19 protein-coding genes are annotated in these 26,492 nt (G+C 71.7%); 9 read left to right on the top strand and 10 right to left on the bottom strand.

The window, feature by feature from the left end; all coding sequences use genetic code 11:
* Positions 1 to 6 precede the first annotated feature (6 nt).
* From AADR41_RS19185 to eccB, 4 genes are all read right to left on the bottom strand, one after another.
* The gene (locus AADR41_RS19185; RefSeq protein ID WP_342282642.1) at positions 7 to 1,677 is read right to left on the bottom strand and encodes a hypothetical protein; all 1,671 of its coding nucleotides are present in this window, start codon (positions 1,675 to 1,677) and stop codon (positions 7 to 9) included.
* A complete protein-coding gene (locus tag AADR41_RS19180) occupies positions 1,674 to 2,117 on the bottom strand; it encodes a hypothetical protein (protein WP_446751072.1) in 444 nt (147 codons plus the stop codon). Before AADR41_RS19180 ends, AADR41_RS19185 begins: the two co-directional genes overlap by 4 nt.
* 130 nt (positions 2,118 to 2,247) lie before the next feature.
* The gene (mycP, locus tag AADR41_RS19175; RefSeq protein ID WP_342282640.1) at positions 2,248 to 3,522 is read right to left on the bottom strand and encodes a type VII secretion-associated serine protease mycosin; all 1,275 of its coding nucleotides are present in this window, start codon (positions 3,520 to 3,522) and stop codon (positions 2,248 to 2,250) included.
* A gap of 14 nt (positions 3,523 to 3,536) precedes the next feature.
* Entirely contained in the window at positions 3,537 to 5,069 is a 1,533-nt protein-coding gene (gene eccB, locus AADR41_RS19170; RefSeq protein ID WP_342282639.1) for a type VII secretion protein EccB, read from the bottom strand.
* Positions 5,070 to 5,251: 182 nt separating this feature from the next.
* Here eccB and eccE point away from each other — a divergent pair, with 182 nt between their 5' ends.
* The 9 genes from eccE to AADR41_RS19125 all read left to right on the top strand — a co-directional run bounded on the left by eccE (position 5,252) and on the right by AADR41_RS19125 (position 16,859).
* Positions 5,252 to 6,592: a type VII secretion protein EccE gene (gene eccE, locus AADR41_RS19165; RefSeq protein ID WP_342282638.1), complete on the top strand. Its 1,341-nt coding sequence runs from the start codon at positions 5,252 to 5,254 to the stop codon at positions 6,590 to 6,592.
* On the top strand, positions 6,589 to 7,299 hold the full coding sequence (locus tag AADR41_RS19160; protein ID WP_342282637.1) for a hypothetical protein: 711 nt from the start codon (positions 6,589 to 6,591) through the stop codon (positions 7,297 to 7,299). The genes eccE and AADR41_RS19160 overlap by 4 nt, the downstream gene beginning before the upstream one ends.
* 81 nt (positions 7,300 to 7,380) lie before the next feature.
* Entirely contained in the window at positions 7,381 to 7,614 is a 234-nt protein-coding gene (locus AADR41_RS19155; RefSeq protein WP_342282636.1) for a DUF397 domain-containing protein, read from the top strand.
* 328 nt (positions 7,615 to 7,942) lie between these two features.
* Positions 7,943 to 10,660, top strand: coding sequence for an SCO5717 family growth-regulating ATPase (locus AADR41_RS19150; RefSeq protein WP_342282635.1), 2,718 nt, complete (start codon positions 7,943 to 7,945; stop codon positions 10,658 to 10,660).
* 197 nt (positions 10,661 to 10,857) lie between these two features.
* Positions 10,858 to 12,729 carry an ABC transporter substrate-binding protein gene (locus AADR41_RS19145; RefSeq protein WP_342282634.1) on the top strand — a complete coding sequence of 624 codons (1,872 nt, stop codon included), beginning with the start codon at positions 10,858 to 10,860 and terminating at the stop codon, positions 12,727 to 12,729.
* Between the two features lie 92 nt (positions 12,730 to 12,821).
* Positions 12,822 to 13,904, top strand: coding sequence for an ABC transporter permease (locus AADR41_RS19140; protein WP_342282633.1), 1,083 nt, complete (start codon positions 12,822 to 12,824; stop codon positions 13,902 to 13,904).
* Complete coding sequence (locus AADR41_RS19135; RefSeq protein WP_342282632.1) at positions 13,901 to 14,842, top strand: ABC transporter permease; 942 nt, start codon at positions 13,901 to 13,903, stop codon at positions 14,840 to 14,842. The genes AADR41_RS19140 and AADR41_RS19135 overlap by 4 nt, the downstream gene beginning before the upstream one ends.
* A complete protein-coding gene (locus AADR41_RS19130; RefSeq protein WP_342282631.1) occupies positions 14,839 to 15,867 on the top strand; it encodes an ABC transporter ATP-binding protein in 1,029 nt (342 codons plus the stop codon). The genes AADR41_RS19135 and AADR41_RS19130 overlap by 4 nt, the downstream gene beginning before the upstream one ends.
* Positions 15,864 to 16,859 carry an ABC transporter ATP-binding protein gene (locus AADR41_RS19125; protein ID WP_342282630.1) on the top strand — a complete coding sequence of 332 codons (996 nt, stop codon included), beginning with the start codon at positions 15,864 to 15,866 and terminating at the stop codon, positions 16,857 to 16,859. The genes AADR41_RS19130 and AADR41_RS19125 overlap by 4 nt, the downstream gene beginning before the upstream one ends.
* 78 nt (positions 16,860 to 16,937) lie before the next feature.
* Here AADR41_RS19125 and AADR41_RS19120 read toward each other — a convergent pair whose 3' ends face one another.
* The 6 genes from AADR41_RS19120 to infB form a co-directional block, all read right to left on the bottom strand.
* A complete protein-coding gene (locus AADR41_RS19120) occupies positions 16,938 to 17,891 on the bottom strand; it encodes a bifunctional riboflavin kinase/FAD synthetase (protein WP_342282629.1) in 954 nt (317 codons plus the stop codon).
* A 43-nt stretch (positions 17,892 to 17,934) separates the two neighbouring features.
* Positions 17,935 to 21,666 (bottom strand): serine protease, encoded by a 3,732-nt coding sequence (locus AADR41_RS19115; RefSeq protein WP_342282628.1) that lies wholly within the window; start codon positions 21,664 to 21,666, stop codon positions 17,935 to 17,937.
* Positions 21,667 to 21,857: 191 nt separating this feature from the next.
* On the bottom strand, positions 21,858 to 22,754 hold the full coding sequence (gene truB / locus AADR41_RS19110; protein WP_342282627.1) for a tRNA pseudouridine(55) synthase TruB: 897 nt from the start codon (positions 22,752 to 22,754) through the stop codon (positions 21,858 to 21,860).
* Positions 22,751 to 23,203 (bottom strand): 30S ribosome-binding factor RbfA, encoded by a 453-nt coding sequence (gene rbfA, locus AADR41_RS19105; protein ID WP_124716079.1) that lies wholly within the window; start codon positions 23,201 to 23,203, stop codon positions 22,751 to 22,753. Before rbfA ends, truB begins: the two co-directional genes overlap by 4 nt.
* Before the next feature lie 25 nt (positions 23,204 to 23,228).
* Positions 23,229 to 23,525, bottom strand: coding sequence for a DUF503 domain-containing protein (locus tag AADR41_RS19100; protein WP_072489324.1), 297 nt, complete (start codon positions 23,523 to 23,525; stop codon positions 23,229 to 23,231).
* A 167-nt stretch (positions 23,526 to 23,692) separates the two neighbouring features.
* Positions 23,693 to 26,492: translation initiation factor IF-2 (infB, locus tag AADR41_RS19095; RefSeq protein WP_342282626.1), on the bottom strand; the 2,800-nt coding region annotated here is incomplete at its 5' end.

Genomic DNA, 26,492 nt, shown 5'->3' with positions numbered 1-26,492 from the left:
CTGTACCTACTCGATCACCGGAGGTGCGACTCCACGCCGTCCGGCCTCCCACGTCTCTCTGTCTTCCACCAGGTAGTCCGGGCGCGGAGTGCCGCCGTCCTGGTTCTCGTCGTCGGAGTCCTGTCGGCCTGCGGGACCACGTACGAGGCCCGCACCCCCAGCCGTGAAGCCCCTCGGGCCCGAGCCGGATCCGGCAGTGCCACGAGGCGTCCCCACGACACCCTTCGAGCTGGGAGTCCCCCGCCCGCCAGATCGAGTCACGCCGTTCGTTCCGCCAGCGCCGATAACCGTTCCGCGCGGAACGCCACGAGCCCCTCCGAACGAGTCAGCGCCTGGAACGGTGCGCTGTGGGGTTCCACCCACGATGGCCCTGGCACGCCCGGTACGCGGAGCGGGGGGCTTGGAGGTATTCGAAGAACCACCTGCCACGGGTCTGCCACCGGTCACGCCAGTCCGACCAGCAGCGGGTGGCTGACTCCCCCCTCCACCAGGGCGTTCATGCGTGGCTGAGCCCGGACCACCGCCAATGGGAGCCGGGCGCCCGACCGGAACTCCGGTGCGCCCAGTCCCCGTAGGCCCGCTGCTCGTAGGGCCGCTCTTTCCAGGCTGCCCAATAGCTCTCGGTAGATCAGTTGGTGGCGTGTACCGCCGCGAGCCACCTGCCACAGGGTTCACAAACTCATTCGCCATGGGCGGATTCGGACCTGTGCTCGGCCCAGTGGGATTTACAGTCGGCGGCGCGTGCGAAGCATCGGGGTTTGTCACAGGGGCCGGCGGCGCGTTCACACTGTCGATCTCCGTCGAAGTGCTTGTGTCCGGCGCGGGTGCAGTTCCGAGTGCCTCGATCGCAGCTCGATTGCCAGTGACGCCCTGCGTACCTGTTCCTGCCGCGGCAGCAGGCGCTGAGTGACCATGCGCCGTCCTGTTGCCCAATGTCTCGGAGCCTGCGGAAGAGACGCCGGGTTCGCTCCCCATTTCGATTCTCCCCAGCGGCTTCGGCATCGCAACATCAAGTTGCTTGTCAAACCGCGGCGGCTCCTGCGCCGCCAGCGTCTCCTCCGAAACCGAGTAGTACGACGCCAGCCGGTTCGCCTGGTTGATGGCCTCCTGGCGGTGCTTCTCGACCTTCACCGCCGCGGCGTACTCCGGGTTCCCGTCGATCCGCTTCGGGGTCTCGATCTCGTCGACTGACTTGCGTACCAAGCGGCTGTCGCGCGGCGGCAGGGACTTGCGCACGGAGGCCAGGCCGGCGCCCGCGACCGTGATCTGGGTCCCGGCCGCCTCTGCGAAATCACCCAGTTTCGTGGCATGGGCGACCAGGCCTTTGCCCCAGTCGCGGAAGGCAATGCCGGACTCGCCCTCCCAGTCGACATCCCTGAGGAAGTCGCCCAGCTCCTTTGCCGCGTCCTTGATGGCTGTCCTCGCCTTCAAGAGCGCCTCACCCGCGTTTTCGAGGTGCTCCGGATTGGAGTTCTCGATCAGGTCGATCATCGCGTTGAGCTCGTGGCCCTCGAACGAAGTCCGTCCTGAAGGGCCCGAACCTCCCAGCGGGAACAGGTCCATGACCTCTTGGACCTGCCGGTTGACGTCAGTGACGATCAACTGGTTCTGGACGCGCTGATGGTCCTGTGCCTGCTGTTCCTTGGGAGTCAGCTCCGGCTGCTTCGAATCACTCATTCGGCTGCCCACCCCGAGTCACTCTTGTTGTCAGTGCTTCCGTGCTCAGGCTTGACGGTCTTCTCCGCCTGCGCCTTCTCCTGCTCCTTGTCCAGGCGCGCCTGGATCTCGTAGAACCGGCGCCGCACCTCGTCGTCCACGTTGTCGAAGCCGACGGCCGCCGCGTGCACGCCCAGGCTCAAGTACTCGATCTGGTCACCGAGCGACTTGGAGAGCGAGACGAGCGCCTCGTGGACGCGGTTGTACTGCGTGTACAGCCCGTCCGCCTCCGCGAAGCACGCGTTCTGGCCGCTCAGTGCGGCGCGTGACACCGTCTGCGCCGCGATCTTCGACTTGCCGGCCGCCGACCCCTCAAGGTCGGCGAGCAACGCGTTGACACGACTTTGGAACTTCTCCAGCGCACCCACACCACGCCGGAGGTCGCCTGGACCGGCCACGATCCTGCCCTCCCCGTTTCCCCGATTCCCCGTTTGCTCGGACTGTCACTCGTTGCTTTCGCACTCACGTGAACAAGTCCGGCTCATCCCAAACCCTAGTCACTGGCCACGACAGGGCCAACCTTCTTATCCATCACGTGACTTCCGCGGATCGATTCCCGGCCGAGAACCGCCTGGACCGCCGACGGGCATCGCGCACGGCCACGGCGACGCCCGCTATCGCGGCGACCAGCACCGCTCCGCCCACCACCACATAGGTCGCCAGGCGTGCGTTGCGTTCGTCCGCCGTTTCACCCAAGTGAAGTTCGGCCGGCGTCGGCGCTTCGCCCTTGCTCACGCCCTCGTGCGCCACCGGGCGTTCGATGGGCTTGTCGTCCTCCGTCAGGGCCCGCACCGGGTCGACCACCCCCCAGCCCACCAGGTGGTCGTGGCCCGCCACCGAGCGTTCCGCCGTCTGCTCGATCTGGGCCACGATCTGTTCCTGCGTCCAGTCCCGGTGCTTGGCCTTGATGAGGGCGGCGACTCCCGCGACGTAAGGGGCCGAGAAGCTGGTGCCGTTGTCGGCGCAGTGTCCGCCGTCCGGGACCGTCGAGATCATGTCCACGCCGGGGGCGGCCACGCCCACGAAATCGCCGGACTGGGAGAAGGCCGCCCGCTCGTTGTTGCGGTCCGACGCGGCCACGGCCAGGACACCGTCGTACGAGGCCGGGTAGGTCCTCTTGACGTTGCCGCCGAGCCCGTCGTTGCCCGCGGAGGCGACGATCACGATGTCCTTGGCCAGGGCGGCGTCCACGGCCTTCTTCAGAATGCCCTCGGGCATCACCGCGTTGGCCGTGTCCTGGGAGATGTTGATGACGTCCGCGTGGGCGGTGTTGGCTGCGTGGTCGATGGCGGCGGCCAGCGTCTCCGCCGTGCCGTGGCCCTCCGCGTCGTTCTGCTGGATCGGGATGATCACCGCGTCGGGGGCCAGGCCGGTGAAGCCGGTGCCCTTCACCTCCCGTGCGGCGATGATTCCGGCGACCTTGGTGCCGTGCCCGACTCTGTCGGTGGTGCCGTTCTCGTTGCCGCGCTCGATCTTGTTGCCGTTGTCGTCCTTGATGCCCTTCTTCATGAAGTTGTGGCCGCTCTTGGCGTCCACGGCCCCCTTGAGCTGAGGGTTCTTGATGTCCACGCCCGTGTCGATGACCGCCACCCGTACCCCCTTGCCGGTGGACTGCTTCCACAATTCGTCCATCAGGACGCGCTGCAACGACCAGGGGCGGCCCGCGTACATCTTCGAGGGGAAGGTGCACTGGGTGGAGTCGTCCGCCGCCGCGGGCAGCACCGGCAGTGCGACGAAGAGGACGGCGGTGGCGGCTGCGGCCGCCAGCGGACGCCGGTACGGATGCGAAGAGGAGTGTGTCGTCATGTGGATACGCCCCCTCAGGAACCCTGCGGCTGGCGGGCCGCGCCCGTCGACAGGCGCGGTCCCGTGGGCAGGAACGCGGACCAGGCGGCCGGGACGGGAGCGGGCACGACGTCCTTGTAGCCGAGCCGGTTCTGCGCCTGTTGTGCCTCCTGCTGCCGCTGCTCCCGCTCCTCCTTCGTGCCCGATTCACCGATGCCCGAGTCGCCCTGCTCGCTGTCGCCGTTGGACTGCATGGCGTAGCGCAGACCGGTGTCGGTGACCAGGAAGAGCGGGCCGGACTCGGCGCTGGACCCCTTGAACTGCCGGAAGAGCTGCCCGGATCCGGGGGTGACGTAGGCGCTGCTGGAGCCCGTGGGAAGCGTTGCGGGGAAGCTCGTGCCGACCCATGTGCTGAGCGTGGTGGCGCCGTTCTTCGTGTCGACACCGCGCAGGACGTTGCACACGGTGTTGCGGCGGCCGGCCTTGGGGCTCGCGGAGTTGACGGGCTTCGGCTCGCTCCTGGGCCAGTCGAAGTTCTGCCCGAACCCCTTGCCGGGCACGAACGCTCCCGCGCTGACGGACCTCGCCTTGCCGTCCTGGCCGAGCTTGACCAGGTCCCGCCTGCTGAGCAGGAGCTTCGCGACGAAGTCCGACACGGGGGCGACCCGGCCGGGCAGCACCACGTACTTCTGGGTCCTGGTGCCGGAGGTCGCCGCGAGGACCATGCCCACCTTGTTCGCCTCGTGCGGCAGCTCCCCCTGGATGCCCGCGTCGTCGCCGGGGACTCCGCTGAGGGGCGGGAAGTCGACCGCGTCCCCGGTGTGCAGGGTGGCCAGCCACGCGGCGGACACCCGCTGCGGGGTGCGGCGGTTGTCGAGCAGGGCGCGCAGCAGCAGTTCGTCCTTCTTCACCTTGTACGCCTTGCCCTCGGCGTCCACGATGTAGCGGGTCCTGTCCGGTCCGGGCCCCTCGACGTACATCAGCTCACCGCCGTGCAGCCGCCCCGCGCCCTCGGTCTTCTTCCGGTCGCGCTCCGCGAAGACGAACGCCGCCTTCAGGATGGCCCTGCCGCCCTCGCCGGGCCGCTCGCAGACGGCCCACCGCTTCTTCGAACCGGCTTCGCCCTTGTCCGGCAGCCGGTCGGGGGCGTACGGGATGCCGAGCGTGGCGCCGTGCGGGATCTTGCCGTTGTCGAGCACGGATTCGTCGACGTTGATGACCTGGCCCTTGTCCGGGTCGAGCAGGAGCTTGGCGGAGGACATGTTCAGCACCGGGTGGAGCTGCGTCTTGCCGTCGGTCTTCAACACCACGTAACGCGTGGTGGATTTACTGGCGATGATGACGTTCTCGTAGGGCGTGTCCCACTTCTGGGGCGCCACGGGCTTGAACATCCCCCAGGCTCCGAACACCGCGATGATGACGACGCCGACGATCGTTCCGGGCACCACCGCACGCAGGGGGCGCGGCGCGCCCTCCTCCGAACCGCTGGGGTTGGGTTGCAGGAACTGTGCGATCAACCTCCGCTTCGCGAAGGTGTAGGCGTTGAGTTCGTCCCGCCGTGATGCCATCTGTCCGCTGCCCCTTTTCCCCAGTGAGCGACCAGGTTCCCACACGCACCGTGGGCCGCTGCCGCCGACTGGGCTCCCCGCTATGCCTGTTGGCAGTCGGCCTTCACTGCTCGGGTAGGGTGATCGCCCGGTCAACACCCGTGAAAAAACTGTACATACGGATACAAGGGGGCAACGCGGCGATGGGTGCAGCGACGCGCGAACGCACGGGGCGGTCTACCCATCGAGCGTCCGGCCCTTCACTACGGCAACGCGGCAACGAGCCGGCCGGCGCCGCTCCCGTCCCGTCGGCGAGCGCGCCCGCGAAGACGACTCTGCGGTCGGTCTCGCGGACCGGCCGCCCCGCCGGTCTGCTGCGGCGGATGGTGCTCGTCGAGGCGGCCCTGGCGGTCGCCGCGGCGGGTTTCGTGCTCGGCGGTCCCTGGCCGGTGCCCATGGTCACGGTCGCCTGTCTGCTGGTGCTGCTCGCGGTGGTACGCCGCCGGGGCCGTGCCGTGCAGGACTGGCTGTCGACGGCGCTCGCGCTCCGCGACCGCAGGCGAACGGCCGTGGCGTCCGACGCGGATACGGAGCCGCAGCTGGCGCCGGTGGCGGAGAGCGTGCCGGGCTTCGCTCCGTACATCCATGTCGACCGGGACCGCCGCACGGTGGGCATGGTCGGGGACGGTACGTTCCTGACCGCTGTCGTACGGGTGGAGGCCGGCGGTGAATCGCTGCGCCAGGCGCGCGGGGCACGGGCGCTGCCGTTGTCCCTGCTGGGCGATGCCCTTTCGGTGGACGACATCGTGCTGGAGTCCGCGCAGCTCGTGCAGCAGGTACGCCCCGCTCCGGCGCAGCACCTGCCGCAGCAGTCGGCGGCACGGCTCTCCTACGGCCCGCTCCAGGAGCAGGTCGGTGCGCCCGCGCTGCGGATGACCTGGGTGGCCGTGAAGCTGGATCCGGAGCTGTGCCGGGAGGCGGTCGAGGCGCGCGGGGGCGGCATCGGCGGTGCTCAGCGGTGCCTGGTCCGGGTCGCGGACCATGTGGCGAGCCGGATCACCGGGGCCGGCTTCCGGGCCGTGGTGCTGGACCAGGAGGAGTTGCACTCCGCCGTGGCCACGTCCGCCTGTGCCAATCCGATGCTCTCGGCCCGCGCCGGACGCCCGGACGCCCCGGCGCAGCGGCGGACGACGGAGACGACGAGGGTCTGGCGGTGCGACGACCGCTGGCACACCGCCTACGCGGTGGACCGGTGGCCCGAGTTGGGCCGAGGGGCGACCCCGCTGCCGCGCCTCGTCTCGCTGCTGACCTCGGTTCCCGCGTATGCGACGACCTTCAGCCTGACGGTGCGGTCCGGTTCGCACCAGGGCGAGGTGTCGGTGTCCGGCCATGTGCGGATCACGGGCGGGTCCGATACGGAACTGGTCGGAGTACGAAGGACGTTGGAGCAAGCCGCACGGCACGCCAAGGTCGGTCTGGTGCGGCTGGACCGCGAGCAGTTGCCGGGCGTGCTGGCGACGCTCCCGCTGGGAGGCGCACAGTGACGCATCGCATCGGTCCCAGGCGGGGGCTGCGCGGCCCGCGCCACGCGGGGCACACTCTGACGGCGGACCACCTGGGCGCGCTGTCGTTGCCGGTCGGGGACGACGGCGTCATCATCGGCACAGACACCGAGGGGCACCCGCAGTTGATCGGGTTCCACCGCCCCACACCGTATGACGTGCTGCTGATCGGCGGTCTGTGGACGGCCCAGGTGCTGGCGCTGCGCGCGGCGGCCACCGGGGCACGGGTGGCGGTCGAGACCGGGCGGACCCAGGCCTGGACGACGCTGGCGCAGGCCGCGGGAGCCGGTCTTGAGTGTGTCTCCCTCCACGACGTGGGACGCGTTCCGCCGACCGGGGCGACCGTGGGCAGTCCCGTGGTGGTCGTGCGGGACTGCGGGATGCGCCCGCCCCGTGGCCGGGTGGTGTCCTCGCCCTGGCAGTCGGTGCTGACGCTGCTGCCCTATCTGAGTCCGGTGGCGCCCCGGCTGATGCGGTCGTCGACACTCGTGGGTGTGCAGCGGGTCTCGCCCGAGGAGGCGGCCCAGATCGGCCGGATCCTGGGGCTCGCCCGGGCGGAGGTCGAGGCCCTGCCCACCCTGGCGGACGGTGTCACGCTCTGGGTCGCGGGCGGCGAGCGCCACTGGGTGATGACCGGTGCGACGGACATAGAGACCGGGCTGCTCGGAACTGCCCGCCGGATGGACTGAACTCTTCCGTTCGCGACCCTCGGCCTTCCGCTTCCGGGAGGATGGCGGGGAACGACACGGTTCGATCGAAGGGACGCCGACATGGGCACCCAGCAGGAAAAGGAAGAGCTCTACGCTCTCGACATCTCCGATGTGGAGTGGCTGAGCGCACCGGGGACCGAGAACGTCGAGGAACGGGTCGAGATCGCACACCTGCCGGGCGGCGCGGTCGCCATGCGCTCTTCGTTGGACCCGGGGACCGTGTTGCGGTACACGGAGGCCGAGTGGCGGGCCTTCGTACTGGGTGCGCGGGACGGTGAGTTCGACCTCAAGTAGGCAACGGTCCGGTGAAAGGGTGGCTGCCCCGACTGGGCGGTCACCCTTTCATCGCACCTGGATATGTTCACAATCGACCGCTTTGGCCTGCGTGCGCTGCCGCAGTCGGGGCGCTCGGCGGCAGCGCGTGACCTACTGGACAGTTCTGCCGTGCGATACGGCCTGCCGCAGTGAGCCCGATGACGATTAGGGTGGGTCGGGGCGCAGCGGAAGAACCTGCGGGCAAGCGATGCGCGTCCCAAGGGGGAGAGCCGGGCGGATCACACAACGGGAACGGTCGCCCCCACCCACCACGGCACAAGGGTGCTCGACCACACCAGGAGGCAAAGTGAACGGCGATCGGGACGAGATCCGCGGGGGCTGGAACAAGCCCGTCGACGAGTCGTCCGACGCGGAGCCCGCCGAGATGACGGGTGAGTTCACCATCGACTACACCCCGCCCGCCTGGTACACGCAGAACGCGCCGGGGGACTCGTCGGGCGGTGCCGGTACGCATCTGGCGCCTCCGCCGCCGAGCGGAGCACCGCTGTCCGTGCCCGCGCCGTCCACCGGGGGCGGTTTCGACTCCGACTGGACGCCGGCGCCGCCCCAGCCCATTCCCGCGCCGTCCGTTCCCACGCCGCCCGCGCCCTCCGCCCCCACTCCGGTGCCGGTTCCCGCCCAGTCCTCGACGGGTGACGCCGCGCCCGCGGGCGGCACGGGGGAATCCGGCGGTGCGCCGGACCCGTTCGGGGGCGGCGACGTGGAGAGCGGCTCCACGATGCGCTTCTCGCCGGCCTCGTTGAAGCGGCAGATCGCGGAGATCGAGGGGCGTTCGGTGGACGAGGCAGGGGACGGGAGCGGCGCGGGGGACGAGTCCCGGGCCGCGTCGGGGCCGGGTGTCGCCGAGGCCGGTGCCGGTGGTGGTGATGCCGGTGGTGGTGACGGTGGTACGGGTACGGGCGACGCGTCCGACGCCGGCTCTGCCACGACCCCCGACGCGTCCGCCGAGGAGCCCGATGGCGCCCCGGACCCCGGCGCAGATCTTGCCGCTGCCCCGGCGGACGGGCCGCAGGACTCCGCCCCCGCCCCCGCCGACGCCGTCGCGGACGCGGCGCCCCAGGACGTACCGCCCACCGACGTACCGCAGAGCACCGTCGCGCCGAGCCCCTGGACCCCGGCACCGCCGCAGGGCGGTCTGCCGCCGCTGCCGCCCGCCTTCCAGCCCGCCGCGCCGCAGCCCACCGCGCCCCAGCCGGCCCAGCAGTGGCCCGCTCCGGGCCCGACCGGCCAGGCGGCTCCCGGCGGCTACGGCTTCCCGCAGGGCCAGGCGCCGCAGCAGCCGCAGGCACCCGTGCCGGCGCAGGGCGGCTACGGCTTCCCGCAGCAGCCCGCTCCCCCGGCTCAGCAGGCCCCGCCGCCGGGCGGTTACGGCTTCCCGCAGGGCCAGGCACCTCACCAGCCGCAGCCGCAGGCGCCGCACCAACCGCAGGCACCTCAGCCGCCGCACGCACCTCATGCACCTCATGCAGCCCAGCCTCCGCAGGGGGCTCAGGCGCCTCAGCCCTCCCAGCCGGCTCAGCCCTCCCAGGGTGCTCAGTGGCCCGCGCAGCCGGGCGCACCCCTGCCGCCGCAGGCCCCCCAGGGCGCCCTGCCGCCGGCCCAGCCCGCGCCCCACCTCCCCGCGCAGGTCACCCCGCAGCAGCAGGCCCAGCCCCAGGCTCCCCAGCAGCCGCAGCAGCCCCAACACCCGCAGCAGGGGCAGGCGGTGGACCCCCGTACCGGCGGTGCCTGGCCGACCCCGGTCACGCACGATCAGCGCGAGCGTTCCGTGCCCGGCGCCCCGCTCGGGTACACGGCGGCCGTGGAGCTCTCCTCCGACCGGCTGGTCCGGGGCAAGCAGAAGGCTAAGAGCAGCCGCAATCCGTCCGGCGCGTCCCGCTTCAAGCTGGGCGGCAAGAAGGAGGAGGCCGAGCGGCAGCGCAAGCTGGAGCTGATCCGTACGCCCGTGCTGTCCTGCTACCGGATCGCGGTCATCAGTCTCAAGGGCGGCGTCGGCAAGACCACGACGACCACCGCGCTCGGCTCGACCCTGGCGACCGAGCGGCAGGACAAGATCCTCGCGATCGACGCCAACCCGGATGCGGGCACGCTCGGCCGCCGGGTGCGCCGCGAGACCGGTGCCACCATCCGCGACCTGGTCCAGGCGATCCCGTACCTCAACTCGTACATGGACATCCGCCGGTTCACCTCGCAGGCGCCCTCCGGTCTGGAGATCATCGCCAACGACGTGGACCCGGCGGTCTCCACGACGTTCAACGACGAGGACTACCGGCGCGCGATCGACGTGCTGGGCAAGCAGTACCCGATCATCCTCACCGACTCCGGCACCGGCCTGCTCTACAGCGCGATGCGCGGGGTGCTGGACCTCGCCGACCAGCTGATCATCATCTCCACGCCGTCGGTCGACGGCGCGTCCAGTGCGTCCACCACGCTGGACTGGCTCTCCGCGCACGGCTACGCGGACCTCGTGCAGCGCTCCATCACCGTCATCTCCGGGGTCCGCGAGACCGGAAAGATGATCAAGGTCGACGACATCGTGCAGCACTTCGAGACGCGTTGCCGGGGCGTGGTCGTCGTCCCGTTCGACGAGCACCTGTCGGCCGGTGCCGAGGTCGACCTCGACATGATGCGTCCCAAGACCCGCGAGGCGTACTTCAACCTCTCCGCGATGGTCGCCGAGGACTTCTCGCGCGCCCAGCAGCAGCAGGGGCTCTGGACCTCGAACGGCTCCACCCCGCCGCCGCAGTACGCCCCGCCGATGCCCGGCCAACAGCAGTACCCCCCGCAGCAGCAGCAGCCGTACCCGCCGCAGCAACAGCAGCCGTACGGCGGCCAGCAGCCCCCGCAGCCCTACCCGCCGCAGCCCGGCCCCGCCGGGCCGCAGCAGAACGGCTGGCAGCAGGGTCGGCCCGGCCTGCCGGGACAGCCGGTCCCGCCCGAGCCGCAGGGCCCCGTCCCGCCCGCCGGATGGCCGCAGCAGCCGCCGCCAGCGCCTCAGCAGTAAGGCATCAGAGGTCTAAACCAATGAGGGCCCGCACCGTCTCCACGGTGCGGGCCCTCATTGCATTCCCGCAGACCACACGCGGTTTCGATGACCGTTGACGCAGCTCGACCCCCGCTGATAAACCTTCGCTTCACCAGCTGGCGAACCACAGATCAACCCGCCTTCTCCGTGCGAGTCATGACGCGAGGTCCCTGACCATGGTCGAAAGAGTTCCACCACGCTCCGCCCAGCCACGCTCACGCCTGCGTGTCCTCCTGGCCTCCGGTGCCGCCGCTCTGGCGCTGGCCGCCGGTTCCGTCGTCCCGGGTGTGCCGCTCGGTTCCGCACCGCAGCAGGCGCAGGCCGCCGACAGCGGAAAGTCGACGCTGACCGTCGCCGTCGCGCAGAGCGTCGACTCGCTGAGCCCGTTCCTCGCTCAGCGGCTCATGAGCACCAGCATCTCCCGGCTCATGTACGACTTCCTCACCAACTACGACCCCAAGGACAACCACGCGATCCCCGGCCTCGCCACCAAGTGGGAGCCGTCCGCGGACAAGTTGACCTGGACGTACACCATCCGGTCCGACTCCAAGTGGTCGGACGGGCAGCAGGCCACCGCCGAGGACGCGGCCTGGACGTTCAACAAGATGATGACCGACGAGGCCGCCGCGCAGGCCAACGGCAACTTCGTCGCGAACTTCAAGAAGGTGACGGCTCCCAGCCCCACACAGCTGGTCATCGAGCTGAAGGAACCGCAGGCCACCATGGCGGCACTCGATGTGCCGATAGTGCCGAAGCACATCTGGGAGAAGGTCGGTGACTTCTCCAAGTTCAACAACGACAAGGCGTTCCCGATCGTCGGCAACGGGCCCTTCGTCGTGACCGACTACAAGGTCGACCAGTACGTGAAGCTCAAGGCCAACAAGGACTTCTGGCGTGGCAGGCCGAAGTTCGACGAGCTGATCTTCAAGACGTACAAGGACCAGGACTCGGCGGTCGCCGCGCTGCGCAAGGGCGAGGTCTCCTTCGTCGCCGGCTCCCCCGCGCTGACGCCCGCTCAGGCCGCGTCCCTCAAGGGCGACAAGAACATCAAGGTCAACGAGGGTCCGGGCCGCCGCTTCTTCGCGCTGGCCACCAACCCCGGCGCGCGGACCAAGGACGGCAAGAAGTTCGGCAACGGCAACAAGGCCCTTCTCGACCAGAAGGTGCGCCAGGCCCTCTTCCTGTCCATCGACCGCAAGACCATCATCGACAAGGTCTTCCAGGGCCACGCGGTCGAGGGCCAGGGCTACATCCCGCCGCGCTTCTCCGCGTACCACTGGCAGCCGACCGCCGAACAGAGCCTTGCCCACGACCCGGCCAAGGCGGGCAAGCTGCTCGACGAGGCGGGCTACCGGCTCAAGGGCGACCAGCGGATCGGCAAGGACGGCAAGCCGCTCGACCTGCGCATCCTCTGCCACGCCACGGACCCCAACGACAAGGCGATCGGCAAGTACCTCAAGGAGTGGTGGGGCAAGCTCGGCATCGGCCTGAAGGTCGACTGCCTCGACAACGTCTCGGTGCCCTGGTACGCGGGTGAGTACGACCTCGCCTTCGACGGCTGGTCCGTCAACCCGGACCCCGACTTCGTGCTCGGCATCCACACCTGCGCCGCGCTGCCGGCCAGGGCGAAGGACAGCGCCACCACCGACAACTTCATCTGCGACAAGAAGTACGACGAGCTGTACAAGAAGCAGCTCGCCGAGTACGACCCGGCCAAGCGTGCCGGAATCGTCAATGAGATGCAGTCGTGGCTGTACGACTCCGGGTACATGAGCGTCATCGCGTACCCGAACGCGGTCGAGGCGTACCGCACCGACCAGATCAAGTCGATCACCACCATGCCCGAGGCAGCCGGCAACATCTACGGCCAGGACGGCTACTGGAGCTGGTGGTCCGCGGCTCCCGCTTCCGGCGGCAGTTCGGACGGCTCCGGCGGGTCGGGCTCGACCGGCGTCGTCATCGGCATCATCGTGGTGGTCGTGGTACTCGCCGGTGGCGGGTTGTTCATCGCGAAGCGGCGCCGCAACACGGCGGACGACCGCGAGTAGTCACCCGGACGGGTCGAGAGAGGGGCCGGCCGGGGAACACTCGCGTCGTCGGCCGGCCCCTCCACGTGCAGCACGAGTAACGAGAGTTCCCCATGACAGCTGACAGCACTCCGGCGCTCGTGCAGGTCGCGGACGCGGACACCGAAGGCCCGGCTCCGGCCGGACCCTCGGCCGCCCGCGGTCCACGGGCGCGCAACACCAAGGCCTATCTCCAATACGTGGCGGCCAAGATCGCGGGAGCAGCGGTCTCGCTGTTCGCGGTCCTGGTCACCAGCTTCTTCCTGTTCCGGCTCATTCCCAGCGACCCGGTGAAGCAGATGACGGGCGGCCGGCCCGTATCCACCGAACAACTCGCCTCACTGCGGCGTCAGTTCGGCCTCGACCAGCCGATGTGGCAGCAGTTCACCACGTACGTCGGCGACGCCCTCACGGGCGATTTCGGCACCTCGTTCCAGTTCCACGCGCCGGTCATCGACAAGATCACCGAGGCGCTTCCGGCCACCCTGCTCCTCACCGGCACGTCGTACGTCCTGTACACCGCGCTCGGCATCTGGCTCGGCACCCGTACCGCCTGGCGCAACGGCTCCCCGAGCGACCGGTTCAACACCGCGTTCGCGCTGACGCTCTACTCGATCCCGGCGTTCTGGCTGGGCCTGCTGCTGATCATCGTCTTCGCGGTGGGTATCGGCCCGCTCCCGGGGATGTTCCCGACGGGCGGCCTGGAGTCGGGCAACGAGACCGGCTTCGCCTACGTCCTGGACGTGGCGCACCACCTGGTCCTGCCGGTGGTCACACTGGTCGCCGTCGGATACGCGCAGACGCTCCTGGTGATGCGCTCCTCGCTGCTCGACGAGATGGGCAGCGACTATCTGACGACGGCCCGCGCGAAGGGGCTGCGGGACGACGTCGTGCGCCGCAAGCACGCCGTGCCGAACGCGATGCTGCCGACCTTCACCCTGATGTTCGTGAACCTCGGGCATGTGGTCGCCGGACAGATCCTGGTCGAGACGGTGTTCTCCTGGCCGGGCCTCGGCGGCCTCTTCTACCAGGCGCTCAGCGTGCCCGATCTCCCGCTCGTGCAAGGGCTGTTCTTCGTCTTCGCCACCGCGGTGATCCTGGCGAACACCCTTGCCGATGTGCTCTATCCGCTGCTCGATCCCCGGGTGGGCCGATGACGACCGAATCCATGCCCACGCCCACGCCCACCGAGGCGGAGGCCGTGCAGAATCCGCGTGCGCTGGCCCGTGCGCGCAAGCGCCGGTCCATGGCCCGCTTCTGGCGGGAGTACCGGAGCCACCGCAGCGGGCTGTGGGGGCTGGGCGCGCTCGTCCTGATCGCGCTGGTCGCCGTGTTCGCGCCGCAGATCGTCGGCGCCGACTCGCAGAGCGTCACCGACGCCCCCGGCGGCGCGCTGGAGTCGCCGAGCGGCGAATTCCCGCTCGGCACCGACCAGTTCGGGCGCAGCGTGCTGGCGCTGCTGGTGTGGGGCACCCGGGTCTCGCTGACGGTCGGCCTGCTCGCGGCGTTCCTGTGCGTCGCCATCGGTACGGTCGTCGGCATCGTCGCGGGCCATTTCCACGGCTGGTACTCGACGGTCCTGATGCGGATCACCGACTGGTTCCTGGTGATGCCGACCCTGGTCCTCGCGATCGCGCTCGCCACGGTGATGGACCGCTCGATGTGGACGGTCATCATCGCGATCGGGGTGACCACCTGGCCGACCACGGCCCGGCTGGTCCGGGCCCAGACGCTCGCCGTGGAGTCCCGCCCGTACATCGAACGGGCCCGTGCGCTCGGCGGCGGCCACGGGCACATCATGGTCCGGCACGTGCTGCCGAACGTGATGCCGCTGGTGCTCGCGCAGACCACTCTGGTGATCTCCAGCGCGATCCTCACCGAGGCCACCCTGGCCTTCCTCGGGCTCAGCGACCCGACCACCACCTCCTGGGGCGGCATGCTCCAGGACGCCCGCGAGGCGGGCGCGGTCAGCGCGGGCGACTGGTGGTACCTGGCACCGCCCGGCATCGCCATCGCCCTGGTGGCACTGGCCTTCACACTGTGCGGCCGCGCCATCGAGTCCGTCCTCAATCCCAAGCTGGGGGTGGCCCGTTGAGCACGACGAGCATCCAGAAGACACCGCTTCTCGACGTGCGGGACCTCACGGTGACGTACGCCGGCGGAGCACAGGCCGTCCGTGGTGTGAACCTCTCCGTCGACGCCGGGCAGAAGCTCGGCATCGCCGGTGAGTCGGGCTGCGGGAAGTCGACGCTGGCGCTCGCGCTGCTGCGGCTGCTGCCCGCCGGTACCAAGGTGTCCGGCCGGATCCTGCTGAACGGCGAGGACGTCCTCACCATGAAGTGGGGGCAGGTCCGGGCGGTGCGCTGGGCGGGGGCGTCGATCGTCTTCCAGGGCGCGATGCACTCGCTCAACGCGGTGCACCGCATCGGGGACCAGATCGCCGAACCGATCCTGCTGCACCGGAAGGCGACGCAGGCCGCGGCGGCGAAGCGGGCGGGCGAGCTGCTGGAGCAGGTGGGACTGCCCGCCGCCCGCGCCACCGCCTACCCGCACGAGCTCTCCGGCGGTCAGCGGCAGCGCGTGATGATCGCGATGGCGCTCGCCTGCGACCCGGGGCTGATCATCGCGGACGAGCCGACCACGGCCCTCGACGTGATGATCCAGGCCCAGATCCTGCGTCTCATCGAGCAGCTGGTGTCCGAGCAGGAGCTCGGTCTGATCATGATCAGTCATGACCTCGCGGTGCTCTCCGACACCTGCGACCGGCTCGCGGTGATGTACGCGGGCCGGGTCGTCGAGGAGGGCCCGGCGTCCGAGGTCTACGAGAACGCACACCACCCGTACGGCAAGGCCCTGTCCGGCGCGTTTCCGCGCATCGGCGACCCGGCCTCCCGGTTCGCGCCCCGCGGGCTGCCTGGCGATCCGCCGGATCCCTCGGCGCTGCCCGGCGGCTGCACCTTCCACCCGCGCTGCCCGGTGGCCCTGGAGTCCTGCGCGAGCGAGGATCAGGAGCTGCGGGACGCGGGGCCGCAGCGGCGGGCCGCCTGTGTGCTGGTGGAGCCGGGGGCGGCCGCGGTGCCGGCCCTGCCCGGCGCCGAGGAAGCAAGGAGCACACCATGACACCCACCACTCCCCTGCTCAGCGCCCAGGGGCTGCACGTCACCTTCCCCGGCCGGCGCGGAGCCGCCCCGGCGCGCGCCGTGGACAGCGTCGACCTGGACATCCGGCCCGGCGAGATCGTCGCGCTGGTCGGCGAGTCCGGCTGCGGCAAGACGACGCTGGCCCGTTCGCTGCTGGGCCTGGTCCCGCCGACGTCCGGGCGGGTCACCTTCGGCGGCAAGCCGCTCGACTACGCGAGCCGGGCGCTGAAGACGTATCGCAAGCGGGTCCAGCTGGTGCTCCAGGACCCCAGCGGTTCGCTCAACCCGAGGCACACGGTGTACGACGCCGTCGCCGAGGGCCTGCGGATCCACGGGTACGCGGGGGACGAGCGGGCGGCGGTCACCGAAGCGCTTTCCCGGGCCGGTCTGCGGCCGCCGGAACGATTCTTCCTGCGGTATCCGCACGAGCTGTCCGGCGGTCAGCGCCAGCGGGTCGTGATCGCGGGGGCGCTGGTGCTGGAGCCGGAGCTGATCGTGGCCGACGAGCCGGTGGCCTCGCTGGACGCCTCGGTGCGCGGCGAGATCCTGGCCCTGCTGCTGCGGCTGCGCGACGAGCTGGGTCTGTCCGCACTGGTGGTCACGCACGATCTCGGCCTGGCGTGGAACATCGCGGACCGGGTCGCGGTGATGTACCTGGGGCGGATCGTGGAGACGGGCGGGGTCGAGGAGATCCTGACCGCTCCGCAGCACCCGTACACCCAGGCACTGCTGTCGGTGCTGCCGGAGTCCGGGGCGGAGCCGGTGATCCTGACCGGCGAGCCGCCGGACCCGTCCAGGGTGCCGTCCGGCTGCCGGTTCCACGCCCGCTGCCAGGTGCTGGCCTCGGGCGAGGCCGAACGGGCGGGCGTCGCGGACGACTGCCGCACGAAGGATCTTCCGGTGCTCGCGGGCGGCGGCGAGACGCAGGTGGCGTGCCACTGGGCGATCGCGGCCGCGAAGGCACGGGCCTAGTACGGCGTCGGAGCAAAAACGCGGGGCCGGGACCGTGCGTACGGTCCCCGCCCCCCGTCGTCCCGCGAGGGAGGAGGTTCAGCCGCGCTCGTACGCGGAGACCAGCTCGCTGCACCGCTTCACATCGGCGGCCATCGCGACGAGCAGATCGTCGATCGAGTCGAACTTCAGCATCCCGCGTACGTACGCGAGGAAGTCCACCGAGACGTGCAGCCCGTACAGGTCGAGGCCGACACGGTCGATCGCGTACGCCTCCACCGTCCGCTCCGTGCCGTCGAACTGCGGGTTGGTGCCGACCGAGATCGCGGCGGGCATCGCCTCGCCGTCCACGTTCAGCCAGCCCGCGTAGACGCCGTCGGCGGGGATGGCGGTATGCGGCAGGGTCTCCACGTTGGCCGTGGGGAAGCCGAGCTCACGGCCGCGCTGCGCGCCGCGGACCACGATGCCCTCGACCCGGTGCGGGCGGCCCAGGATCTCGGCGGCGCCCGCGACGTCGCCCTCGGCCACCAGTCGCCGGGTGAGGGTGGAGGAGAACGGCTCGCCGCCGCCCGCCTCGCCGCTCACGTACAGGTCGATGACCTCGACACGGTAGTCGTAGGTCTCGCCGAACTCGGTGAGCAGCTCTACGTTGCCGGCCGCCCTGTGGCCGAAGCGGAAGTTCGGCCCTTCGATGACCAGCTGCGCGTGCAGCTTGTCGACCAGCACCTTCACGATGAAGTCGGCCGGGGCCAGCTTCGAGAACTCGGTGGTGAACGGCAGGATGAGCACCGCGTCCACGCCGAGCTCCGCCATCAGCTCGGCACGCCGGTGGTGCGGGGCGAGCAGCGGCGGGTGGCTGCCGGGCCGTACGACCTCGCTGGGGTGCGGGTCGAAGGTCACCACGACCGACGGCACCCCCAGCTCGTGGGCGCGCTCCACGGCCCGGCCGATGATCACCTGGTGTCCGCGGTGCACCCCGTCATAGGAGCCGATGGTGACGACGCTGCGTCCCCAGTCCTGGGGGATGTCCTCCAAGCCACGCCAGCGCTGCACTCTGACCGCTCCTCGCCCGAACCTGTGTACGTGGGTTTGTCTCTTACGCAGGTCTAAGACTGCCATGCTCACGCCGCGCGGCCTGCATCGGCATCGCCTTCGGGCTTCCCAGCGCCTCCACCGTCCGCCGTGCGCCGGGGCCGACGAGCGCCGCCCATTCCTGTGGGGCGTCGGCCAGCCAGCCGGTGACCAGGGCGGCGAATCCGGGCACGTCACGGGCGAGTGCGACCAGCCCGCGGTCGAAGCGGGCCGCGCCCTCGGGGGTGCGGACCAGCAGCGTCCCGGTGCGGTGGACCAGGGCGCGGGTACGGGCGGGGGCGCGGGTGCCGGAGCCGGCCGCGGCGGCCCGCAGCAGCGCGTCGAGCACGGCCGGATCCCGGTGGGCGTCCTGCTCGAAGTCCAGCAGGACCTCCAACAGCTGTTCCCGCAGCGGCCCGGAGGCGGGGCTCCCGGGCGCGGCGAGCACCCCGGCGAGCGCGCCCCGTACCGGCGGCGGGACGGGGCGGTCCCGCAGCAGCCCGGTGAGCAGCGGCAGCAGCAGGGCGCGGGCCGCGGGGCCGCGCTCCATCCTGCGGTCGAGGTACGAGGCCGCGTGCACGGCGTCGTCGGGGTGGCTGTCGATGTAGGCGCGCACCAGCCCGGCGGTGTGCAGGGCGAGCGCGGGGGCGTCGATCCCGGCGAGCGCGCACAGCGCCTCGCCCGCCCCGTCGTCGGGCCGGGTGAGCCGTTCCCGGTACGCGGCGAGCACCGGCTCCGGGTGGGAGGGCAGGGCGGCGGCGAGCGCCTCGGCGGACGGCGCGGGCCCGCCCGCGACGAAGGCCCTCAGCGCCTGCGGGAGGTGGCGGCCCCTGGTCTCCGGATCCTGCACGAGGAAGGTGAGCGCGGCCCCGTGCAGAGCGGTGTCCGCCGGGCGGGCCAGCAGGGCGAGGACCGATCCGCGCAGCAGCGCGCGGTCCGCGTCGAGGGTGGCGTGGGCGGCGGTGACCAGGGCGTACGAGGCGGCTGCGGCGCGGCGGGCGCTCCGGTCCTCGTCGTGGGCCCAGCGGTGGACGGCCCGGCAGAGCGCGGACGGCTCGTCCTCGGCCAGCGCGCCGAGCAGCTCCTCGGCCCTGGGGTGGGGGGTCGCCACGAGCGCGTCGGTGAGGTCGTCGACGGCCAGGTCCCGGCGGGCGTAGAGGAGCGCCTGGGCGGCGTCCGCCACGGTCGGCCGGAGCGCGTCGCCGTCCCCGGCGGGCAGCGGCCGCTCGTCGGTGAACCAGTCGCACAGCAGCGGCTGCACGGTACGGGGCCGGTCCACGAGCCGTCCCGCCACGGCGTCCAGGAACCGCTCGCCGCCGTCGCCGTCGGGGTACGTGCCGCGGGCCCGTTCCCCGTCGTCGCGCGCTTCGCCGCGGTGCGGGCCGTCGGCGGGGACGAGCCGACGGAACAGATCGATCCGGTCCTTCTCGGAGAGCCTGAGCCGCCGCCAGAACCACGGCCCGAACGCGGCGTACGTTCCCGGGCCCCCGGGCCCGCCGGAGGCCGCCCGGCGTACCACCCGGCCGGCCAGGAGCCGCAGCACGCCCAGGTACGGGCGGGCGTCGGGCACCCGGAGCAGGGTCTCGGAGAGCAGCCGGACCGCCCACCAGCGGGCATCGTGCCCCGGCGCCCCGGCGCGGCCGGGGGCGGCCTCCCGGACCGTTTCCGCGTCCGCCGGGTCCGCCGCCGGTTCCGTCCGCGCCGACAGCCGGTCCAGCGCCGCGATGAGATCGGCCAGCTGGTGGGAGAGCACGGCGGGGCCCTTCCGGCGGCCCAGGAGCAGCAGTGCCTGGATCACCGGGCCGATGCGGTGGCGGGGTACGGGCAGGGTGCGCGGCCCGGTCGCGGCCACCGGCAGGGCCGCACGGCCCTGTCCCGACACGGGTCGCCGGGGACGCGGGACACGGCGTTCGTCGGCCGCCGCCCCCGGCTGTTCGTTCCGCTTCTCCCGCGGGTGCCACCGGTGGACCAGCGCGTACAGCGCCGCGTCCACGTCCAGGTGGGCGCCCTGTACCCAGTCGCCCAGCTCCTCGTGCGCGAAGCGGTATCCGGCGCCCGCCGGGACGAGCAGGCCCTCGGTGAGGACGGCCGACGCCCAGCCCGTGCGCCAGGGGAAGACCTCCTCGAAGACCTCCCGGCCCAGCTCCCCCTGCCCGGGGCCCAGACAGCGCCGCGCCGCCTCGTGGACCTGCCCGGCCACCCGCGCGGCCAGCCTGCGGACGGCGCCGCCCCCCGGCGCGGGGCCCGAGGCCGCCGCGATCCGGACCGCGACGCGCAGACACATCAGGTCCAGGTGGGCGGCGAAGACCTCCTCGGTGTCGGGCTGCCCGTCGACGTCCCCGGGCAGTGCGGCGCGCACTTCCGCGAGCAGGCGCAGGGTGAGCGGGTGCCGGTCGTGGCCGGGGGCGAGCGCTCCGGGCGGGACGGCGTACCGCTCGGCGGCCCGTGCCGCCTGGTCCGCGGTGAGGTCGCCGAGGCGGACCGCCGGGGGCAGCCGCCCGGCCGGCCGGGCGGGGCGGTGCAGCGCGCCGGGCGGGCAGAGCGCCCCGGTGCTCTCCCAGTACTCGGGTCCGCAGGCGACGACCAGCCGTGCCCCGTTGTCCCGCAGCCATTCGACGGTGGCGGCGGTCCACCGGGCCGACTCGTGGGCCAGCGCGGGCGGCATCTCCTCGGGGCCGTCCAGCAGGACGAGCAGCGGGCTCCCGGACTCCTCGGCCAGCCGGGCCACCCGCTCGGGGCCGGCGGTCGACATGTCGCCCACGGCTCCGGCGGCGGTCACGATGCGTCCGGCCCGGCGCAGCGTACGGGCGACGGCGTCGGCCACCGAGGCGTCGTCGGCCAGCAGATCGGCGCCGCGCAGCCAGAGGGTGGGGGCGGGCACCGGGCCACGTGCCCGGCGTGCGGTGAGCGCCGCCAGTTCGGTGGTGCGGCCGGTGCCCGGAGCTCCGACGAGGGCGAGGACGACGGCGGGGCCGCCCGGCGCGGACGAGGGGCGGTCCGGGCCCGCGAAGGCGGCGAACTCGGCGCTGACGTCCGGGCGTTCGACCGGGTCGGCCCGGGCGTCGGGCCCGCCCGCCGAACCGATCGAGGTCGCGCTGAGGTGCAGGGCGCCCGCGAGATTCAGGTCGCGTCCGTATCCGGGAACGCTCGTCGCGTTGCGGCGCAGCAGATCGTCGAGCGGGCCACCGGTGCCGGCCGCCCGGAGCGGCACGGCGAACCCCGCGCCCTCGTGCCCGGCGCGCAGCGCGCCGCCCAGCACGGCGACGACCGCTCCGCTGGCCGGGTCGACGACGGGCCCGCCCACGGCCGTGCCGCCGAGCCGCAGCGCGTCCCTGCCGTCCGTGCCGAGCGCCAGTTCCAGGGCCGCGCCGATCCGGTGGCGGCGGCCGTTCGCGGTGTATGTCACGGGGGCGGTGCCGAGCACCCGGGCCTCGCGCCAGCCGTGCGCGGCGATCGTCACGTACGTACCGGCGTCGATCCGGTCCCGCAGGGCGATCGGGGCGGGCTCCACGCCCAGCTCGGCGGAGCCCCCGGGGTGCAGCAGGGCGAGGTCCAGTTCCGGCAGCGCGGTGATGTCGCCGGACTCGACGGTGCGGCTGCGGCCGTCCGCTCCGTGCAGGACGAGCCGGGTGGCGCCGTCGACGGCCTCGTGGCTGGTCAGTACCGTGCCCCGGTCGTCCGCGACGAACCCGGTCCCCCGCGGCCGACCGGCCGAATCGCAGATACGTACCAGCGCTGCCCGGTCCCCGCTTGCCATGGTCCGAACGTTAGGTCCGATGATCGGCGCCTGTGCCGCTCATGGTGAAAGCGCCCCCGAATGCACCCCTGATTCACTCCGAGCGCCTGCCCGTTGGGGTGAATTGATGGCGTCCGGTGGACAGAACACGTGAGGGGACCGTGGAGCGGGCGCAGGGATCTGCCCCGCCCGCTCCACGATGGGGTCACCGCTCAGGCGAAGACGGCGAGGCTCTTGGCCTTGCCCTTCTGCTCCTCCACCAGGACCAGGAAGCGCCCGTCGGGCCCGAAGACGCCGACCGGTCCCGGCGGGAAGGCCGGCATGTCCAGCCGTACGCCGTTCAGCAGCAGCTTGGCGCGCTTCTCGTCCACGTCCCAACGGGGGAACGCCGAGGCGGCGGCCTCGGCCACCGGCATCACGGTCAGCTCCTCCTGGTGCTGGTCGAGCGTCCGCGCCGCGTCCAGTCCGTAGGGCCCGACCCGGGTGCGGCGCAGCGCGGTCAGATGACCGCCCACACCGAGTCCGGCACCCAGGTCCCGGGCGATCGCACGGATGTACGTGCCCGAGGAGCAGACGACCGAGACGACCAGGTCGACGACCGGGGTGCCGTCCTCGGCGGTCTCCTGGCGGACGTCGTAGACGTTGAAGGACGAGATCGTCACCGGCCGGGCCGGGATCTCGAACTCCTCGCCGCCGCGCACCCGCGCGTAGGACCGCTTGCCGTCGATCTTGATGGCGCTGACCTTGGACGGCACCTGCATGATCGGTCCGGTCAGGGCCGCGACGCCGGCGTCAATGCCGTCCCGGGTCACCCCGGAGGCGTCGGCGGACGAGGTGATCTCGCCCTCCGCGTCGTCCGTGACGGTGTTCTGGCCGAGCCGGATCGTGCCGAGGTACTCCTTCTCGGTCAGCGCGAGATGGCCCAGCAGCTTGGTGGCCTTCTCGACACCGAGCACGAGAACACCCGTCGCCATCGGGTCCAGGGTGCCGGCGTGGCCGACCCGGCGGGTGCGGGCGATGCCGCGCATCTTGGCGACGACGTCATGCGAAGTGAAGCCGGACGGCTTGTCGACGATGACAAGGCCGTCCGGCGTTTTCTGCGGTGTCATTCGGAGGCGGTGTCCTCGTCGTTCTCGTCATCCGCCTTGCGGTACGGGTCGGCACCACCGGCGTACGTGGCGCCCGAGGACGCCTCGCGCACCCGTGCGTCCGAGGCACGCGCCCGGTCGAGGAGGTCCTCTATGGCCTTGGCGTTGCCCGGCAGGGCGTCCGCCACGAAGGCCAGCGTGGGCGTGAACTTCGTCCCCGCCGCCGCCCCGACCGCCGACCGCAGGATGCCCTTGGCGCTCTCCAGACCGGCCGCGGCGCTCGCCCGCTCCTCGTCGTCGCCGTAGACCGTGTAGAAGACCGTGGCCTCCCGCAGGTCACCGGTGACCCGGGTGTCCGTGATCGTCACGTGCGTACCCAGACGCGGGTCCTTGATACCGCGCTGCAGTTTCTCGGCGACCACCTCCTGGATGAGGTCCGCCAGCTTTTTCGCCCGCGCGTTGTCGGCCACTGGTCCGTCTCCTTCTTCGCCTTGCTCAATCGTCTTCGTCGCTGTGCAGCCGCCGTCGTACGGACAGCAGCTCCACTTCCGGCCGTGCGGCCACCAGTCGCTCGCACCGGTCCAGAACATCTGTGAGGTGTCCGGTGTCCCCGGAGACCACGGCAAGGCCGATCTCGGCCCTGCGATGGAGATCCTGACCGCCCACCTCCGCCGCGCTCACCGCGTATTTCCGCTGGAGCTCGGCGACGATCGGACGGACGACGGAGCGCTTCTCCTTCAACGACCGTACGTCGCCGAGAAGCAGATCGAAGGACAGTGTCCCCACATACATGTATGTCCGGATGTCCCGCCGGTTCGGGTTCGCGCCCTGCCAGTGCTTGGCAGGGACACCAGAACCGTACACGGAACGGCCGGGGCCGATCGACGGAAATACGACCCGTCGACCGGCCCCGACTGTTGAGGAGAGGTCCGGGGGTGTCCCCCGGAATCCCCCGTTGATCAGCCTCGCGGCTTCTCGCGCATCTCGTACGTCGCGATGACGTCGTCGATCTTGATGTCGTTGAAGTTTCCGAGGTTGATACCGCCCTCGAAGCCTTCGCGGATCTCGGTGACGTCGTCCTTGAAGCGGCGCAGACCGGAGATGTTGAGGTTCTCCGCGATGACCTTGCCATCGCGCAGCAGGCGCGCCTTGGTGTTGCGCTTGACCTCGCCGGAGCGGACCAGCACACCGGCGATGTTGCCCAGCTTGGACGAGCGGAAGATCTCGCGGATCTCCGCCGTACCGAGCTCGACCTCTTCGTACTCCGGCTTGAGCATGCCCTTGAGGGCCGCCTCGATCTCCTCGATGGCCTGGTAGATCACCGAGTAGTAGCGGACGTCGACGCCCTCGCGCTCCGCCATCTGCTGGGCACGCCCGGCAGCGCGGACGTTGAAGCCGATGACGATGGCGTCGGAGCCGGTCGCCAGGTCGATGTCCGACTCGGTGACCGCACCCACACCGCGGTGCAGGACCCGGATGTCGACCTCGTCGCCGACGTCGAGCTGGAGCAGCGAGGACTCGAGAGCCTCCACCGAACCGGACGCGTCGCCCTTGATGATGAGGTTGAGTTCCTGGACCAGACCGGCCTTGAGCGCCTCGTCCAGGTTCTCCAGGGAGAACCGGACGCCCTTGCGGGCGAAGTTGGCGTTGCGCTCACGGGCGGCACGCTTCTCGGCGATCTGACGGGCCGTACGGTCCTCGTCGACCACCAGGAAGTTGTCGCCGGCGCCCGGGACGTTGGTGAGACCGAGCACGAGGACGGGGGTCGACGGACCCGCTTCCTCGACGTTGTTGCCGTTGTCGTCGAGCATCGCCCGGACCCGGCCGTACGCGTCGCCGACCACCATCGTGTCGCCGATGCGCAGCGTTCCGCGCTGGACGAGGACGGTGGAGACGGCACCGCGGCCACGGTCGAGGTGGGACTCGATCGCAATGCCCTGCGCGTCCTGCTCCGGGTTGGCCCGCAGGTCGAGCGAGGCGTCGGCGGTGAGGACGACGGCCTCCAGGAGGGACTCGATGTTGAGGCCCTGCTTGGCGGAGATGTCGACGAACATCGTGTCGCCGCCGTACTCCTCGGCCACCAGACCGAACTCGGTGAGCTGACCGCGCACCTTGGTCGGGTCCGCGCCCTCGACGTCGATCTTGTTGACCGCGACCACGATCGGCACGTCGGCCGCCTTGGCGTGGTTCAGCGCCTCGATCGTCTGGGGCATCACACCGTCGTTCGCCGCCACCACGAGGATCGCGATGTCGGTGGACTTCGCACCACGGGCACGCATGGCGGTGAACGCCTCGTGACCCGGGGTGTCGATGAAGGTGATCCGGCGGTCCTCGCCGTTGACCTCGGAGGAGACCTGGTACGCACCGATGTGCTGCGTGATGCCGCCGGCCTCGCCCGCGACGACGTTCGTCTTGCGGATCGCGTCCAGAAGCCGGGTCTTACCGTGGTCGACGTGACCCATGACGGTCACGACCGGCGGACGGGAGACCAGAGCCTCTTCGCCGCCCTCGTCCTCGCCGAACTCGATGTCGAAGGACTCGAGCAGCTCGCGGTCCTCCTCCTCGGGGCTGACGATCTCAAGGACGTAGTTCATCTCGTCCGCGAGCAGCCTGAGGGTGTCGTCGGAGACGGACTGCGTCGCCGTGACCATCTCGCCGAGGTTCATCATCACGGCGACGAGCGACGCCGGGTTGGCGTTGATCTTCTCCGCGAAGTCGGTGAGGGAGGCACCGCGCGACAGACGGACGGACTGTCCGTTGCCGCGAGGCAGCATGACGCCGCCCACCGACGGGGCCTGCATGGCCTCGTACTCCTGGCGCCTCTGCCGCTTCGACTTGCGACCACGACGCGCGGGACCGCCGGGACGGCCGAACGCACCCTGTGTGCCACCACGGCCGCCGGGGCCGCCGGGACGTCCACCGAAGCCGGGACGACCGCCGAAGCCGCCGCCACCGCCGGGACGACCCGCGCCGCCACCGCCGCCACCGGGACGACCGGCGAAACCGCCGCCACCGCCACCGGGACCGGCCGGACGGCCCGCGAAGCCACCGCCGCCGGGACGGCCCGCGCCGCCACCGCCGGGACGACCGCCGCCACCGGGACCACGGCCACCGCCGGGGCCACCACCGGGACGCGGGCCGGCAGCGGGACGCTGCGGCATCATGCCCGGGTTCGGACGGTTACCACCCGGGGCACCGCCCGGACGGGGAGCCTGCGGACGGGGCATGCCGCCCGGGGTCGGACGGGCGCCGCCCTGACCTTGGGGCCGCGGAGCGCCACCGGGGCCGCCCTGCGGACGCGGGGCGCCCGGACGGTCCTGGCCGCCACCGGGACGCGGGGCGCCGCCGGGACGGGGCGCCTGCGGACGGGCCATGCCCGTCGAGCCGCCGGAGGTGAAGGGGTTGTTGCCCGGACGGGGACCGGCCGGACGGGCGCCGGGGCGCGGTGCGCCCTGGCCCGCGGGACGTGCGGGGCGGTCGCCGCCGCGCTCGCCGCCACGGCCGCCGTCGCGCTGACCGCCGGCCGGGGCCGGACGGCCACCCGTCGGACGGGGCCCGGGAGTGGCACCCGCGGGACGCGGGGCCTGCTGCTGCGGGGCAGCCGGCTGGGCCGGAGCCGGAGCCGAGAACTCGGCGGCGGGCACCGGGGTCACCGGAGCGGGCTTGGGCGCGGGCTTCGGGCCCGGACGCGGGCCGGCAGACGGCGCGGAAGGCGCTGCGGGGGTGCTGCTCGCCGGTGCGGCGGGGGCCGGCTTGGGG

Origin of the sequence: Streptomyces sp. CLV115, assembly GCF_038448545.1 — a bacterium.
GTDB classification, from domain to species: domain Bacteria; phylum Actinomycetota; class Actinomycetes; order Streptomycetales; family Streptomycetaceae; genus Streptomyces; species Streptomyces sanglieri.
This window is presented reverse-complemented; position numbering and strand designations above follow the sequence as displayed.

Bases quoted from the DNA above. Each gene is read 5' to 3' on its own strand.
- AADR41_RS19155 (WP_342282636.1), top strand. From the start codon at position 7,381: ATGGGCACCCAGCAGGAAAAGGAAGAGCTCTACGCTCTCGACATCTCC.
- AADR41_RS19140 (WP_342282633.1), top strand. From the start codon at position 12,822: ATGACAGCTGACAGCACTCCGGCGCTCGTGCAGGTCGCGGACGCGGAC.
- truB (WP_342282627.1), bottom strand. From the start codon at position 22,754: ATGACACCGCAGAAAACGCCGGACGGCCTTGTCATCGTCGACAAGCCG.
- AADR41_RS19135 (WP_342282632.1), top strand. From the start codon at position 13,901: ATGACGACCGAATCCATGCCCACGCCCACGCCCACCGAGGCGGAGGCC.
- mycP (WP_342282640.1), bottom strand. From the start codon at position 3,522: ATGACGACACACTCCTCTTCGCATCCGTACCGGCGTCCGCTGGCGGCC.
- eccE (WP_342282638.1), top strand. From the start codon at position 5,252: ATGGGTGCAGCGACGCGCGAACGCACGGGGCGGTCTACCCATCGAGCG.
- AADR41_RS19125 (WP_342282630.1), top strand. From the start codon at position 15,864: ATGACACCCACCACTCCCCTGCTCAGCGCCCAGGGGCTGCACGTCACC.
- AADR41_RS19185 (WP_342282642.1), bottom strand. From the start codon at position 1,677: ATGAGTGATTCGAAGCAGCCGGAGCTGACTCCCAAGGAACAGCAGGCA.
- AADR41_RS19100 (WP_072489324.1), bottom strand. From the start codon at position 23,525: ATGTATGTGGGGACACTGTCCTTCGATCTGCTTCTCGGCGACGTACGG.
- eccB (WP_342282639.1), bottom strand. From the start codon at position 5,069: ATGGCATCACGGCGGGACGAACTCAACGCCTACACCTTCGCGAAGCGG.
- AADR41_RS19115 (WP_342282628.1), bottom strand. From the start codon at position 21,666: ATGGCAAGCGGGGACCGGGCAGCGCTGGTACGTATCTGCGATTCGGCC.
- AADR41_RS19145 (WP_342282634.1), top strand. From the start codon at position 10,858: ATGGTCGAAAGAGTTCCACCACGCTCCGCCCAGCCACGCTCACGCCTG.